Consider the following 15,383-nt stretch of genomic DNA (forward strand, 5'->3'; position numbering starts at 1 on the left):
ATCTCATTTGCGCACCATCTTTATGTGCGTAGATGTCTTATTTGCACACGCCGTTGTGTGCGCAGCTGCACGCTCAGGCTTGCTCGCCGCTGTCATCGGCAAACCAGGGCTCGCGCGCTTTCATGATCAGCCCGGCGGCGCGCTCCTGGTCCACATCCTCGATGTCCAGCAGGTCGTCCACTGCCTGCTCGGCGAGGTCTTCCATGGTCGCAATACCGCGGCTGGCCAGCAAGTAAGCCAGGTGACGATCCATGCCTTCCATGTTCAGAAGGTCTTCCGCCGGCTCGGTTGCGTCCAGCTGTTCCTCGGAGGCCAGCGCCTGGGTCAGCAGCGCATCCTTGGCGCGGGCCCGCAGCTCTTCGGCGATTTCCTCGTCGAAGCCCTCGATCTGCAGCATTTCCTCAATGGGCACGTAGGCCACTTCTTCCAGAGTGGTAAAGCCTTCTTCCACCAGCACGCCGGCGACGTCTTCGTCGATATCCAGGCGCTCCATGAAAGTCTCCATGACCGTGCTGGACTCGGCTTCCTGTTTGTTCTCCCACTCCTCGGTGCTCATGACATTGATCTGCCACTGGGTGAGCTCGGAGGCCAGGCGTACATTCTGGCCGCTGCGGCCGATGGCCATGGCGAGGTTTTCCTCGGCAACGGCCACATCCATGGAGCCGGCGTCTTCGTCGACCACGATGGATTCGATTTCCGCCGGCGCCATGGCGTTGATCACGAACTGGGCTGGGTTTTCATCCCAGAGCACGATATCCACGCGCTCGCCGGACAGCTCGTTGGAAACCGCCTGGACGCGCGCGCCGCGCATGCCCACGCAGGCCCCCACCGGATCGATACGGCCGTCGTTGGTATTGACGGCGATCTTGGCGCGCAGCCCCGGGTCGCGCGCGGCGCCGCGGATTTCGATCACGTCTTCTGCAATCTCCGGCACCTCGATACGGAACAGTTCGATGATCATCTCCGGGCAGGAGCGGCTCAGCTTCAGCTGCGGGCCCCTCGCCTCCGGTTCGATCTCCAGCAGGATGGCGCGCACCCGGTCGCCCAGCCGGAAGATCTCGCGACCCACCAGTTGGTCGCGGGGCAGGCGCGCCTCGGCGTTGCTGCCCAGGTCCACGGCAATAAAGTCGCGGGTCACTTTCTTGACAGTGCCGCTGACCAGTTCGCCGACGCGATCGCGGTACTCTTCCACCACCTTGGCGCGCTCGGCTTCGCGCACCTTCTGCACGATCACCTGCTTGGCAGTCTGTGCGGCGATACGGCCGAATTCGACATTTTCCACCTGCTCGCGGTAGACATCGCCGGCCTTCAGTTCGGGATCTTTCTCGTGCGCCTCTTCAAGGGTGAACTGGGTACCCAGCTCAGCGAGGGTATCGTCGTCCACGACTTCCCAGCTGCGAAAGGTCTCGTAGTCACCACTGTCCTGATCGATGATCACCTCGATGGTGGAATCCTCGTCGTAGCGCTTCTTGGTGGCCGTTGCCAGTGCCGCCTCGATCGCCTGGAAAATGATTTCCCGATCAACGCCTTTCTCGTTGGAAACCGCCTCGGCGACCAGCAAGATCTCTTTGTTCATGCAGCTGCCTCTTTAAAATAAAGCTTCGCCTGCGCGCAGGCTCCTACATTGCTTTGTATTCGTCGCCCGCTTGCAGGCGCCTACTTGAATTGGGGAATCACCTTCGCCCGCTCGATACTGTCGACGGGCAACAGGTATTCGTTCTCGCCGTCGACACGCAATACCACTTCCTCGCCCTCGACCCCGGCCAGCAGGCCGCGCCATTTTCGCTGGCCGTCCAGAGGCATACGCAGGCGCACTTCAATCTGCGCGCCGACGAAACGTTCGTACTGATTCAGCTTGTACAGGGGACGATCGAGTCCCGGAGAGGAGACCTCGAGGGTATACCTGCCACTGATCGGATCCTCGACATCCAGCACGGCACTGGCCTGGCGACTGACTTTCTCGCAGTCTTCCACGGCCACGCCATCCTCGGAATCGATATAAATACGCAACAGTGCGTTGCGGCCGTGGGTCTGGTATTCGACCCCCCACAGCTCGCAGCCCAGGGATTCAACCACCGGGGCCAGCAATTCTTCCAACTGTTCGCGCTTGCTCGTCATTCAGATTACCAGTCGCCACACAAACCGGCGGAGTGCCGATCTGCACAGCCATCGGCCGCCCCGTCGGGGAGATGCAAAAATGCACCCCATATAAACAAAAAATGGGCCCGCGGCCCACTTCGAAAGCATCCGCAACTTTTTTGTTGCAGATACGAAAAAGCCCCTTACAGGGGCTTTTGACCGCCTGCGGGAGCCTGCCTTGCAGGCGAAATCGCGAGCACGGCTCACTCCCACAGCAAAAATTTGGTAGCGGGGGCAGGATTTGAACCTACGACCTTCGGGTTATGAGCCCGACGAGCTACCAGGCTGCTCCACCCCGCAACAACTCTGGGAAACGAAGCCTGGTGCTCTTCGCTCCCCTGCGATGGGTTGCCCCAACCGCTCAAGAGGCTGCGCATTCTAGGGGCGCCGCCCCGGGGAGTCAAGTCACATCTGGCATTTATATTCACATGGCTGCGGGGCGCTGCGAGGCACAGTGTAGGCGGTGCCCGCCAGCGCTCTCAACTCTCCATCCGCTTTTGCTGCGGAGGGAGATTTGCGGCGCCAGGCATCTCACCGCAATTGATAAACATTCTCAACTGCATTAATATCCGCACCCATCCCGACAGGACACGACGAGAGTCCCCGCCCCCGACCGCAGGAAGGTAAAAGGCAGGGGACCGCAGTGTCGCGTCAGCCAGACAATAAAACAGGAGTTTCTCTGTATGCGCACCCGCACCACGCTCGCCCTGGCCATTTCCCTGATTTCCTCCGCCGGCGTTGCCGACGAGCGCACCATCGAGGAGGAGATTGTCGTCACCGCCAACCGCACAGAGAAGCCCCTGAGCACCATCCCCAACACCGTCACCCTGATCGACCAGGAGGAGCTGGCGGAACAGCTCAGCGCCACCAGCGACCTGTCCACGGTGCTCGGCAACCTGATTCCCGGCTTCTCGCCAGCGCGCCAGAAGATGACCAACTCCGGCGAGAGCCTGCGCGGGCGCAAACCGCTGTACATGATCGACGGTGTCCCCCAGTCCAACCCGCTGCGCAGCGGCGGCCGCGACGGCCACACCATCGATCCGCTGATGCTGGAGCGGGTGGAAGTGATTCACGGTGCCAACGCCATCCACGGCATGGGCGCCTCCGGCGGCATCATCAATCTGGTGACCCGCGAGCCGAGCGATGAGCTGCAACAGAGCCTGCGGCTGGAGTCCGCCCTGCAGCCGGAGGATACCGGCGAGAGCCTGGGCTATAGCGGCAGCTACAGCCTGTCCGGCCAGTTCGACAGCTTCGATCTGCTGGGCAGCGTGACCTATCGCGATACCGGTCTCGGCTACGACGCCAACGGCGATGTTATCGGTTTCGACAACACCCAGGGCGATACCATGGACAGCGAGACGGTCAACGCCTTTGTGAAAATCGGCCACAACTGGGACGACCAGCGGCTGGAGTTGACCCTGAACCGCTACGAACTGTCCGGCAGTACCAACTGGGTTTCCGTAGACGGCGACTGGGACGCCGGTATCCCCACTACTGCCGAGGAGGGCGCAGTTCCCGGCAAATCCCCCTCCAACGAAGCCACCACCGTCAACCTGCAGTACAGCAACGAAGACCTGCTCGGCCAGAAGCTGCGGGTTCAGGCCTTCTCCCAGGATTTTGCCGGCACCTATGGCGCTACCGACAGCGCCACCTTCCAGGATCTCGAAACCTACGGCGAGACCATCTACGACCAGTCGCAGAACAACTCGGAAAAGCGCGGGGTGAAAATCACCCTGATCGCGGATCAACTGGCCGGCGCGCCGGTGAACCTGACCTACGGCCTGGACCTGCTCGAAGACAAGACCTGGCAGCAGCTGATCCTCACCAACCGCACCTGGGTACCGAAAACCCGCTACGAGAGTGTCGCCCCCTACGCACAGCTCGAGTTCAGCGGCATCGACCGACTGGCAGTCACCGCCGGGCTGCGCCGCGAAATATCCAGACTCAAAGTGGACGATTTCACCACCCTGGCCAAGTACGGCAGCCAGTCTGTCGAGGGCGGAGAACCCGAATTCAGCGAGACCCTGAGCAACCTCGGCGCCACCTACCAGCTCAACGACGCCTGGCGGCTGTTCGCCAACTATGCCGAGGGCTATTCCATGCCGGACGTGGGTCGCGCTCTGCGCGGTATCGACCAGCCGGGACAGGATGTGGAAAGCTTCCTGAACCTGACCCCCATCATCACTGATAACGAAGAGATCGGTATCGAATACAGCGGTGCCGGGCTGGCGGCGCAGGTCACCTACTACCGCTCGGACTCCGATTTTGGCCAGCGGCTGCAGGCGGACCCCAGGGGGATCTATACCCTCAAGCGCGAGAAAACCGAAATCGACGGACTGGAGTTCCGCGGCCAGTGGTCTGCCAGCGAAACCGACACACTGGAACTGCGTTATGCCCAGACCGACGGCCAATCCGACTCCGATGGCGACGGCAAAGTGGACCGAGACCAGGGTGGAGCCGACATTGCCCCCAGCCGCGCCAACCTGAGCTGGAGCCGCGCCTGGAGCGATCGCCTCAGCACACGACTGCAGGCAAACTGGCTGTTGAGCCGCGATTTCAAGGATGGAGATGGCAACACCTACTCGGAGTTCGACGGCTATACCACCATCGACCTGAGTGCCAACCTGCAAGCACTGGGTGGCGACTTCACGTTGGGAGTGCAGAACCTGACCAACGAGGATTACTTCACCTACTACTCCCAGACATTCACCAGTGTCGCGTACCAGGATACGCGCAACTTCAAGGGCCTGGGCCGCAGCGTGAACCTGTCCTACTCGCGCCTGTTCTGACTTATCACTCAAGTTTCGGAGTTTGTGGTGCTCGCGAGTGGCACAAGCTGGAGCGGGGTGCGCCTTTCTGGGACTGTCTGCGAGAGGGGCCGAAGGCGCCGTGAATACCTGGAGCGGCCGGGACACCTCGCAGACAAGCCTACAGGGACGTATACACGGCGTGTCCCAGAAAGGCGCACCCCGCTCCAGCTCCCTGAATCGAACCCCGAAACTTGAGTTATCATTCGCCGGTATACCGGCTCTGGTGGCGTATCCGCGCGCCCTCTCCCCCGGTCTCTTTCCCAATGGGAGAGGGGCGCAACTGCAGGCAAACCGGCAATGTAAAAATCCATGCGGCAATTCTTTTTTCCCCTGCACAAATACGCCGGCCTGACCCTGGGCCTGCTGCTGTCCCTGATCGGCCTCACGGGCAGCCTGCTGGTATTCGATCACGCGCTGGATGAAAAACTCGCGCCGCGCACGGTCGATTTCAAGCCGAGTGCACAACCGGCCAGTTACAGCGAGGTGCTGGCAGCCGCCCGCGAAGCCGTGCCCGGCAGCGAGCCGCAGCGCCTGATGACACCCCGCGGCGAGGGCAGCCCCTTTGTCGTGCGTTTTCCTGCGCCCGAGGGCGCGCCGGGCCCGATCGAAGTGAGCGTTTCCCCCACCGACGCCGAAGTACTGGCAGTGCGCGGCTGGGGCGAATACACCATGACCTGGATCTACCGGCTGCACTACACACTGCTGACCGGCAAGACCGGTAAAACCGTTGTCGGCTTTGTGGGCCTGCTGCTGATGCTCTTCTGTATCAGCGGCCTGGTAATCTGGTGGCCGCGCCGCAGCCGCCGCGGTGGCCGCTGGAAGCGGGCTTTCACCATCAAGCGCGATGGCAACCGCTTCCGTTTCTATTTCGATCTGCACAAGGTAGCCGGCATCTATTTCCTGCCACTGCTGCTGTTGACCGCCTTCTCCGGCGTGACGCTGGTATTCCCGCAACAGGTGGAGGCGGTGGTCGGCACATTCCTGCCCACCGAACCGCGCCCCTCCCTGCCCCGTTCCCGACAGGACACCGGCACGCCCCTGAACCCGGATACCATCGTGGAAATCGGGCGCGGCGCGTTTCCCGGCGGCGAGCTGAAACGCATCTACCTGCCGCGCGACGCCGGCGACAGCTACGGCCTGTCGTTCCGCGCTGACGGCGAACCCTGGCGCAACTACGGCGCCAGCTTCGTGCGCCTGGACCAGTACAGCGGCAAAGTACTGATGGTGCGGGACGTCACCGAAATCCCGCCGGGCAACAAGGTGCTGCGCTGGCAATTCCCGCTGCACAACGGCGATGCCCTGGGCCTGTTCGGCCGCTGGCTGGTGCTGTTCGCCGGTCTCATGCCCGCGCTGTTGTTCGCCACCGGCGTCTATCTCTGGTGGAAGAAGCGCCGTCCGCTGCGGCGCGCCCGCGCACTGAAACCCGCGAACGCCTGACGCGAAAGGCGCTATCATCTGTATCTTCACGGGAGGGAAAATGCAGATCAATCACGTACAGGTGCGCGCTACCGATCTCGAGAAAATGACCCTTTTCTGGACCCGGGTGATCGGCCTGGAGCAGGGCTATCGCCCGCCTTTCAATTCTTCCGGCGCCTGGTTCTACAGCGAAGGGCAACCGATGATTCACGTGGTGGAAGTTGGTGACATAATAGGCAGTGGCCCGTTCGACCATGTCGCCATCGAGGGCGCCGACTACCGGCAACTGATATCCCGGCTCCAGCAACACCGCGCCGATTATCGCGAAACGACCGTCCCCGCCACCGGCGACCGCCAGGTGTTTGTTGCCGGCCCCGACGGCCTCAAGGTAGAGATGCTGTTTCGGCAGGAAGAATAAGGCCCAACCTGAATCCGCGCATTCAGGCCCCAATCACACAGGGACAGGAAACCACGCAGTGAAAGCAATCGGCCTCTACAGATACCTGCCCATCGAGGATGAACACTCGCTGGTGGATGTCTATGTCGACCGCCCGCAGACCAGCTCCCGGGATCTGCTGGTGGCAGTGCAGGCAATCTCGGTAAACCCGGTGGATACCAAGGTGCGCGCGCCCAAACCCGGGGATACCTCGAGAGAAGAGAAGGCCCGTATCCTGGGCTGGGACGCCGCCGGCGAAGTGCTCGCCGTGGGTGCCGAGGTGGAACACTACGCAGTGGGCGATCGCGTCTACTACGCCGGCGATATCACCCGGCCGGGCAGCTACTGCCAGATGCAGCCGGTGGACGAGCGCATTGTCGGGCGGATGCCGAAAAGCCTCGACTACCAACAGGCCGCCGCCCTACCGCTGACAGGTCTCACCGCCTGGGAGGCCCTGTTCGACCGACTGGAAATATCACCGCGCGGCGACGATGCCGGCAAATCCATATTGATTATCGGCGGCGCCGGCGGGGTCGGCTCCATCGCCGTCCAGTTGGCCAGCAAGCTGGCCGGGCTCAAGGTGATCGCCTCGGCTTCCCGCACCAGATCCGGCATCTGGGTCAAACGGATGGGCGCGCGCCACCTGGTCAACCACCGCAACGACCTGCATCGGGAGCTGCGCGACCTCTACATCGAGTCCGTCGATTATATTCTCTGCCTGAACGACACCGACCAGCACTGGCGCGCCATGGCCAGCGCCATAGCGCCCCAGGGGAAAATCTGCTCGATCGTCGACAATAAAGAGCCCCTTCAACTGAACCTGCTGAAAAGCAAAAGCGCCACTTTTTCCTGGGAATTCATGTTTACCCGCGCCATGTACCAGACACCGGACATGATTCGACAACAGGAAATTCTCAACGAGATAAGCCGACTCATCGACCGCGGTAAACTCACGACGACCGTCAACCAGGTGATGGAACCGATCAATGCAGCCAACCTGCGCGAAGCGCACAGGTTGGTTGAGGGTGGTCGAACAATTGGCAAGATTGTTTTGAGTGGCTGGGAGTAGAATTACGCGACCCTAGTGGTTCATGCGGTAAATTCGGTGACTCTAGCTCACAGCCACAGGTTCCAAGGCAAGGCGAAAAAGCGCAGGACTAGCAGCGCTAATTCAAGCTTTTTCAACGCAGCACTGGGGCCTGTGGCGAAGAGATAGTGTTACTTAATTTACCGCATGGACCACTAGTTCCGTCATACGCAGGAAATTCTCGAGAAGCCCAACCCAAGACGTACCCGCGGATCGAAAATTACACTATAGCTTCAGCCTCCCTACCCTGGAGGGGCACTCTCTCACTGGCGTGAAAAAACTCAGCTGTATTTCTGCTAAATAGTTAGCATAACGCCGATGAAGCCGGCGACCTCGCCTGTATCATTTATTCCATTGCATCCCTAGAATCAAAAATCTTCAAAGCAGGGAGAAAAAGAAAATGGAATATCCGGAAGAGCCATTTCGCATCAAGTCTGTTCAGCCGATTCAGCGGCTCACAGCCGCAGAAAGAATATCAGCACTGACTAAAGCCGATTACAATATTTTTATGGTTCCTGCAGATAACGTGTATATCGATATGCTGACAGACTCCGGTACCGGAGCCATGAGTTCAGCTCAATGGGCAGGGATCATGAACGGAGACGAAAGCTATGCCGGAGCAACGTCCTTCTACCGCCTGAAAGAAGTGGTCGAGCGTGTGTTCGGTTTCGAGCATTTTGTACCGACTCACCAAGGGCGGGCCGCTGAACATATCCTGAGCGGTATACTGGTGAAGCCCGGAAACGTTGTACCATCCAATACCCATTTTGATACTACCGAAGCGAATATCCGGGTATGTGGTGGACGACCGGTAAACCTGGGCGCGAGCGGCACCTCCAGCGCCGCGCAGCAACATCCTTTCAAGGGCAATATGGATCTTGCCGCCCTGCGTAGACTGATAGAGGAAACAGGAGCTGAAAACATCCCTTATGGGATGGTCACCATCACCGACAATGCCGGCGGCGGGCAGCCGGTTTCCATGGAAAACCTGCGAGGAATCAGCGAAATATATCGGAGTCAGGGTATTCCGTTCTTCATCGATGCCTGTCGCTATGCGGAAAACGCCTACTTTATAAAACAGCGCGAAGCCGGTTACGCCGACAAGTCTATCGAAACTATCGCTCGGGAGTTTTTCTCCCTGGCGGACGGAGCCACCATGAGCGGCAAGAAAGACGGACTCGTAAATATAGGGGGCTTTCTGGCCGTCAATGATAGAGAATTGTTTACCGACATCAGGAATACCCTGATCCTGAAGGAGGGTTTCCCTACCTATGGCGGTCTTGCCGGGCGGGATATGGAGGCAATGGCACAGGGGTTGGAGGAAGGACTGGACGAGAACTATCTGGAGTACCGGATCAAGCAAACAGCCTATTTAGGGGAAAGCCTGGCCGCGCTGGGAGTTCCGGTTGTTAAACCGATAGGGGGGCATGCAATCTATATTGATGCCGGCGCTTTTCTTCCACACATTCCGGTAGAGGAATTTCCCGGTATCTCGCTGGTTTCCGAACTGTATCTGGAAGGTGGCGTTCGCGGCGTAGAGTTGGGCTCCGTGGCTTTCGCCCATCAAGATCCGGACAACGGCCAGTGGCGCCATCCGCCAATGGAACTGGTTCGCCTGGCGATTCCCCGCCGCGTCTACACCCGGGCGCATCTGGATCATGTGCTCGCAAGCATGGAAAATATTGTCGAGCGAAAAAGCACCTTGCGCGGTTACAAGATAACCTGGGCACCAGAGCATTTAAGGCATTTTACCGCGCGCTTCGCCCCCCTGGATTAAACCGAGCGGTCGGAGATTCCGTTGAGCAAGGCACGGGGCCCGAGAATTGTAAACCAACCCCTGCTATTCACATTGCAGGTTTCTGAGGGCCTCGCTGGCGAACAGCAGCAAAGAAATTGGTAGAGGGGGGCAGGATTTGAACCTATGACCTTCGGCCAGCCAAAGAAGAAAGTGAGCCCGACTCGTCGGGCCACTTCGATGCCTCTGACACCTGAATTTGGTAGCGGGGGCAGGATTCGAACCTACGACCTTCGGGTTATGAGCCCGACGAGCTACCTGGCTGCTCCACCCCGCATCAACTGTTGGCGCTTTGTTCAACTAGCGCCGAAGAGGCTGCGCATTCTAGTGGTACAGCTCCGCTATGTCCAGACTCCCGTTGAATATTCTCTGTAGATCCTGATGGGCACGCTGCGCTTTGCCCATCCTACGTGTGGGGCAATAGCGTAGGATGGGCACAAATCGGCAGGGATTGCCGATTTGGACGCCAAAGGCGCCCGCGAAGCGGGCGAGCGCCAGGGATGGCGCGAGTCAAAGGAGCGCAGCGACGTGCCCATCAACCCAAATCAGAGCTTGCCTACCATATTCAGGAAAACACCCTGGCTGTCGTAATCCAGCTGCGTCAGGTCGTCCGAGAAGTCGGTAAAGTTATAGCCGACACCCACCTTCAGGTGCTTGCCCATATGCCGGTATAAACCGATCAGCGCGCCGCTGCGGCTGTCCCGGGCGTCCGGCAGGTCGAGCATGCGGCCCTCGATCAGCAGGTCCCAGCGGTTGACGAAATGCCAGTCGGCGCGCAGCACATACAGGTGGGCCCGGCTGTCGAAGAATTCCGGGTCCTGGCGGTCCTGGCTCAGTTGACCGAGGCGGTAGGCGTATTTGGCACCCAGGGTCCAGCGGCGGCTGACGTCGTAGCTGGTGTCCACCGAGAAGATATGACTCTTCTGGACAAACTCCGCCGCGGTGTTCTGTACCGTGACCTGGTCCCGGGTGGGCACATTGTAGAAGTAGGTGTACTTCAGCAGCGTATTCCAGCGGTCGTTGTCCACCGGACGGTGGGCGTAGCCCATCACCGCCTCGGTAAACTTGCCGTCGTAGAACTCGCCCTGGGAGCTCTTGCTGTCGGAGTAATTGAGTTTGCCGACGATGCGCCAGTCCGGGCTCACCTGGTAGCTGGCGGTATTTTTCAGCAGCCAGGTCTGGCGTTCGGACTCGGTCACCGTATCTTCGTCGGCGGCCGTCTCCATCGCGTCGGTGCGGTACTCCACCGCGGAAGCGAGGCGGATATCGTCGTCGCTGAAGCCCATATTCACCCCCAGCGCCCGGCGATCCGTCTTGGCGCCGGTGCGCGGATCCTCCAGGGTGCCGGCCTCCACGCTGGTGCCGTAATTCCAGCGGTCGTTGGGCGCCAGGTCCATACCCAGCGCATGGGTCAGGCCGGTGGAGACATCGCCGTGGCTGTACTGCTCCTCGCCGTAGATGCTCAGGCTGTCGGTGTAGCGGCTGCGGAAGCCGGTACTCATATTGCCCTTGCGCGAACGGAGTCCGGTATCGGTGCGCTCGTTGTCGAGGGTGTAGTTCAGGTAGAGGTTGGTCCTGTCGGTCACCAGGTAGTCGGTACCCACGCGCGCGGCGGTGCCGGTATCGCCGCCGGACAGTTCGCTGTCCAGCGTCAGCTTCTCGCTGACGCGGTAGGCGCCGCCGAGCCCCATACGGTTGTTTTCCTCGCGGGTGCCGGATACTTCCACAGTGCCCTGCACAAAACCGTAAGCGCTCCAGTCCTCGCCGGAATCGTAGGCCGCTTCCACCGCCATATCGGTGCGGTCACCCTGGGTCTGGGTGGCCGGCACTACCGCGGAATAATCCTCGCGGGTATCGGCGCGGGCGCCGGTGGTCATGCGCCAGCGATCGTTGATGCGATAGCCCACCGCCATATCCACCGCCGTGGTCTGCAGGCCGTATTCCTGCTCCTTGCTGTCCGCCTTCAGGCTGACATCGGCGCGGCTGCCGACGGGCACGCTGACGCTGGCGCCGTACTGGGTGGTCTCGCCGTTGACCAATTGTCCCGGCGCGGAGAAGCCGGCCTCGCGCTCCTGGTGGTAGAAGGTACCGGAACCGCGCGTCTCCTCGAAAAAGTCCGACAGTTGCAGGCTGCCCTCCAGCCGCTGTGCGCCGGCCTTGGCATCCGGGTCGATCGGCTCCCCTCCATTGAGGTTGGGGTTGTTGAAACTGAAGCCGCCGTCGTAGGAGGAAGTGGCATCCAGGTTGCCGCCCTGGCTGTCGGCCACTTCCAGTTTCAGCCAGCTGCTGGCGCTCTTGCGCAGGGTCAGGTCGACGCCCTGCAATGAGGTTTCATTATCCTCTTCATCCTGCTGGGTGCCGCTGACACCGAGCTTGACGTGGTCGCCGAGCCAGTAGTGGGCGCGGCCGCCGACAGCGAGGGTGTCGATTTTCTGGAAGCCGGGGGTGTACTCGTAGCGCGCCACCAGAAACTGCGGATTGCCGTTGTAGGAACCGTCCTGGATCAGCAGGTTGTCGTTGGCAATCGCAGACAGCGGGCGGTTCAGCAGCACGCGGCCCTGAATGTAATCGATATCGTAATCGATCACCGGCGTCAGGTTCTTGACTCCTAATACCAGGCCGGAATCCTTGTCCCGCACTTCCACGCGCAGCCGCTCGGAACCGTTCAATATATCCTGGTGGCGCAGGAAATAGAGGGAACCGCCGGTACCGCGGAACTCGTCGCGACCGGCGATGGTACCCGGCTCGGCACTGAAGGCATCGATCTGGAAACGCTTCTCGCCAAAGCTGGTGACTGCGTCACTCTCGTAGTGGCCGTTGGCCCCGTAGAGGGCGCGATCGATATGCGCCAGCTCGTTGTCGGTATAGGCCGCCTTGAAATTGCCCCAGAGGCCATAGTCGTCGTGATTGGAGACTTTCACGTAGAACTTGCCGGACGTGGGCGCTTCCTCGACCACGGTGGAATCGTCCCCAAAGGTCGGGTAGTAGAGATCGCTGTCCAGCCGGCGGAAGAGCGCGTCCGGGGTTTTCTCCATGAAATTGGAAAAGAGGTCGTCCACCGGCCCCTCTTCGGTGTCCGCACTGGCGGCCAGGCGCCAGCCCTCTCCGAAACCGCCACTGGTATAGAAGGCCAGGCGGCCGTCGTAGCTGACGGAGTTGTCGTAGTGGGTCTCGTCACCGGTGACCAGTGCCGCCGGGCCGTTGGTGTCGTCGGCGGCGATGGTCATGTCGGCAATGCCGACGGTGAACCAGTCGTTGTTGGCAAAGCGCAGGTCCCGCAGGAAGAGTTCGCCGTTGCCCTCTTCGTCCAGTACCGACACTTCCACCGTGTGCAGGCCGCGGGAGAAAATCTGCTCGGAAACAAACTCGCCCTGGCCGTTGACCGGCACCGGGTTGCCCGCGAGCCAGACGGTGTGCCCGTCCGGAATCTGCGAGCCGTTGACCAGCACGGTGTTGCCGTCAAGCGGGATGTTGCGGCGCGCCAGGCGGTTCTCACCGTAGCCCACCAGCAGCTCCTGTTCCGGGTCGAGCGGTTCTTCCGACGGCTCCAGCCGGTCCACCAGCCACAGGTTCTGCGCCTCGGTTTCGTCGTAGCGGCCCTCGCTGTCGTAGACGCGCAGCAGGTACTGCACCTTTTTCAGCGGCGCCCGAAACTCCTCGAAGTCCGCCTGCCATTCGCCCTCGCCGCGCCGGTCCAGTTCCACCACGGCCAGCGGCTCGTCGCGCAGGGACTGGTCTTCCTCGAACAGGCGCACCTCGGCGCGCTCGACGAATGACGGATAGTTGCTGTAACTCTTGAATCGCACGCGGTTATCGGCCACTTCCGTTTCCGGATCGTCGGCGTAGCGAATGGTGCTGGGATAGGCGCTGACATTCAGCCGCGGCGACATCTTCTGGTTGTCGAAGCGGAACTGGATATGCGCATTTTCCAGTGCCACGTCGGTGCAGCGCTGCAGGTCGGCGGAGTTTTTGTAGGGATCGTATTCCGGCTCGCCATCCACGGTGATGCGCATCAGGTTCAACGAGTAGGGATTGTAGGCCAGCGCCTCGCGCTCGATGCGTTCGATCTCCAGGCGGTCCCTGTCCGCCAGCACTGCCAGCTCGTCGTAGAGCACCTGCACTTCCACCCGCGCGCCGTCCATCTCGATAAAACCGGTGGCCACCACATCGTCGGACTGCACATAGCCCCTGCCCTCGAACTCCACCTCTTCTTCGCCGAGATCGAGCTGCTGTTGCACCTGCTCCATGGCGCGGCGGGCGCGGGCGCGGGACAGGCCCACATCGTCGCCATAGACCATTGCCTCGCGGCGCTCCATGCGTTCGTTATCGCTGTAGCCGACGAAGCTCAGCCGCACATTGGCCTTGTCTGCCACTTCCGCCATGGCGCTTTTCATGCGCATCAATTGCGACTCGGAAATGGCCGGATCGCCGCTTTCAAAACGGATCGGCGGAATCTCACCGCCGGGGGATTCGTGGGCGATGGTGATGGTCTCGGCACTGGCCGCTTCCGGGCAGGCCTGCACACCGTCGCCGGCGGTCTCCATCGGGTCGTCGTACCAGAATTCCACTTCCACGCGCCGGTTCAGGGAGCGCCCCTTGGGCGTGTCGTTGGCGGCGATCGGCTGGGTGGCGCCCTTGCCACTGCTGGTAATCGCGTAGTCCGGCAATCCCAACGCATCGCGCACCGCCAGCGACACACGGCGCGCCTCGGCGCGGGACAGGGCCATATGATCGTCGTACAGCTCCGCCGGCCCCTCCGGCAGCGGCAGCGCATCGGTGTGGCCGACGAAATGAATCACCAGGTTGTTCTTGTCCGCCAGGTTGGCACGCACCTGGCGAATGCGGCGCACAAAGGCCTCGGGCAGATCCACCTGCCCCGGCTCCCAGCGCAGCGGTGTCACCAGATTTTTGATGCGCGCGCGCTGGTCGCTGCCGGCCTGGTAGTGCAGGCGGCAGACGGTTTCCTGGCGGCAGACTTTCACGCGGTTCAGCTGCAGCGCCTGGGCGCGCATCATTTCCGCCTGGGCTTCCTCGTCCAGTTCGTCGTAACTGAGCTGTACCTGCACGCGGCGATTCAGGGCGCGACCGGTTGAAGTGATATTGTCCGAAGACGGCTCGGCATCGCCCCGCCCCTCGAAGGTCACCGCCTCCTGCGGCAGCTCCAGCGCCAGCTGGAAAAACTCCGCCACATGTTTTGCCCGCGCGCGGGAATACTCTTTCTTGTCGAGATACTCGGCGAGCTGCTGCGATGTCAGGGAGTCCGCATCGGTGTGGCCGATAAAGTGCAGCTTCAGGTTGTGTTTGTCCCCGAGTGAGTCCAGCTTTTCCTTCAGGGTCTCCACCGCCTCTTCACTGACCGGATCGTCCACCGATTCATAGGGCAGCGGCTCGATCGCATCGTCCTCGACCACCGGCTCCATTGCCTCGGAGAACAAGGTGGCATCCTGCACCCACTGTTTGCGCGGCTGGCCCAGCATCATGCTCTCGGTGTTATTGCCGACCGGCTGTTCTTCGTACTCGACTTCCGGCTCCTCGATTTCCGGAGTGAGACCGGGGATTTGTTTCCAGACCTGCCACCAGGGCGCGTCAGCTTGCACAGTTTCTTCCGGCTCCTGTGCGTGGGTCGGACATGCGAGCAGTAAGGCGAGGATGCAGGCTACGGGCCCCGGGATCATCGGGACCCGGACCCCGGGATCGCGG

General features: G+C 61.2%; 8 protein-coding genes and 3 tRNA genes. 5 read left to right on the forward strand and 6 right to left on the reverse strand.

Translation table 11 applies throughout. The features are described from left to right. Positions 1 to 73: 73 nt before the first annotated feature. The 3 genes from nusA to OQE62_RS14420 all read right to left on the reverse strand — a co-directional run bounded on the left by nusA (position 74) and on the right by OQE62_RS14420 (position 2,439). On the reverse strand, positions 74 to 1,576 hold the full coding sequence (gene nusA, locus OQE62_RS14410) for a transcription termination factor NusA (RefSeq protein ID WP_265722747.1): 1,503 nt from the start codon (positions 1,574 to 1,576) through the stop codon (positions 74 to 76). Positions 1,577 to 1,656: 80 nt separating this feature from the next. Further along, positions 1,657 to 2,118, reverse strand: coding sequence for a ribosome maturation factor RimP (gene rimP, locus OQE62_RS14415; protein ID WP_265722748.1), 462 nt, complete (start codon positions 2,116 to 2,118; stop codon positions 1,657 to 1,659). A gap of 244 nt (positions 2,119 to 2,362) precedes the next feature. Then, positions 2,363 to 2,439 (reverse strand) — tRNA-Met (locus OQE62_RS14420). A gap of 383 nt (positions 2,440 to 2,822) precedes the next feature. Between OQE62_RS14420 and OQE62_RS14425 the strand changes: the two genes are divergently transcribed. From OQE62_RS14425 to OQE62_RS14445, 5 genes are all read left to right on the forward strand, one after another. Beyond that, the gene (locus OQE62_RS14425; protein WP_265722749.1) at positions 2,823 to 4,928 is read left to right on the forward strand and encodes a TonB-dependent receptor; all 2,106 of its coding nucleotides are present in this window, start codon (positions 2,823 to 2,825) and stop codon (positions 4,926 to 4,928) included. Positions 4,929 to 5,258: 330 nt separating this feature from the next. Beyond that, positions 5,259 to 6,386, forward strand: a complete 1,128-nt coding sequence (locus OQE62_RS14430; RefSeq protein WP_265722750.1) for a PepSY-associated TM helix domain-containing protein — start codon at positions 5,259 to 5,261, stop codon at positions 6,384 to 6,386. Positions 6,387 to 6,426: 40 nt separating this feature from the next. Then, positions 6,427 to 6,783, forward strand: coding sequence for a VOC family protein (locus tag OQE62_RS14435; RefSeq protein WP_265722751.1), 357 nt, complete (start codon positions 6,427 to 6,429; stop codon positions 6,781 to 6,783). A 58-nt stretch (positions 6,784 to 6,841) separates the two neighbouring features. Next, positions 6,842 to 7,870, forward strand: coding sequence for a zinc-binding alcohol dehydrogenase family protein (locus tag OQE62_RS14440; protein WP_265722752.1), 1,029 nt, complete (start codon positions 6,842 to 6,844; stop codon positions 7,868 to 7,870). 418 nt (positions 7,871 to 8,288) lie between these two features. After that, complete coding sequence (locus OQE62_RS14445; RefSeq protein WP_265722753.1) at positions 8,289 to 9,665, forward strand: tryptophanase; 1,377 nt, start codon at positions 8,289 to 8,291, stop codon at positions 9,663 to 9,665. A gap of 117 nt (positions 9,666 to 9,782) precedes the next feature. Here the strand turns inward: OQE62_RS14445 and OQE62_RS14450 are convergent. The 3 genes from OQE62_RS14450 to OQE62_RS14460 form a co-directional block, all read right to left on the reverse strand. Further along, positions 9,783 to 9,871, reverse strand: a tRNA-OTHER gene (locus OQE62_RS14450). Between the two features lie 12 nt (positions 9,872 to 9,883). Then, positions 9,884 to 9,960, reverse strand: a tRNA-Met gene (locus OQE62_RS14455). A 268-nt stretch (positions 9,961 to 10,228) separates the two neighbouring features. Then, the gene (locus OQE62_RS14460) at positions 10,229 to 15,280 is read right to left on the reverse strand and encodes a flagellar motor protein MotB (RefSeq protein ID WP_265722754.1); all 5,052 of its coding nucleotides are present in this window, start codon (positions 15,278 to 15,280) and stop codon (positions 10,229 to 10,231) included. Between the last annotated feature and the right edge of the window lie 103 nt (positions 15,281 to 15,383).

The organism is Microbulbifer halophilus, assembly GCF_026183675.1.
GTDB lineage: Bacteria > Pseudomonadota > Gammaproteobacteria > Pseudomonadales > Cellvibrionaceae > Microbulbifer > Microbulbifer halophilus.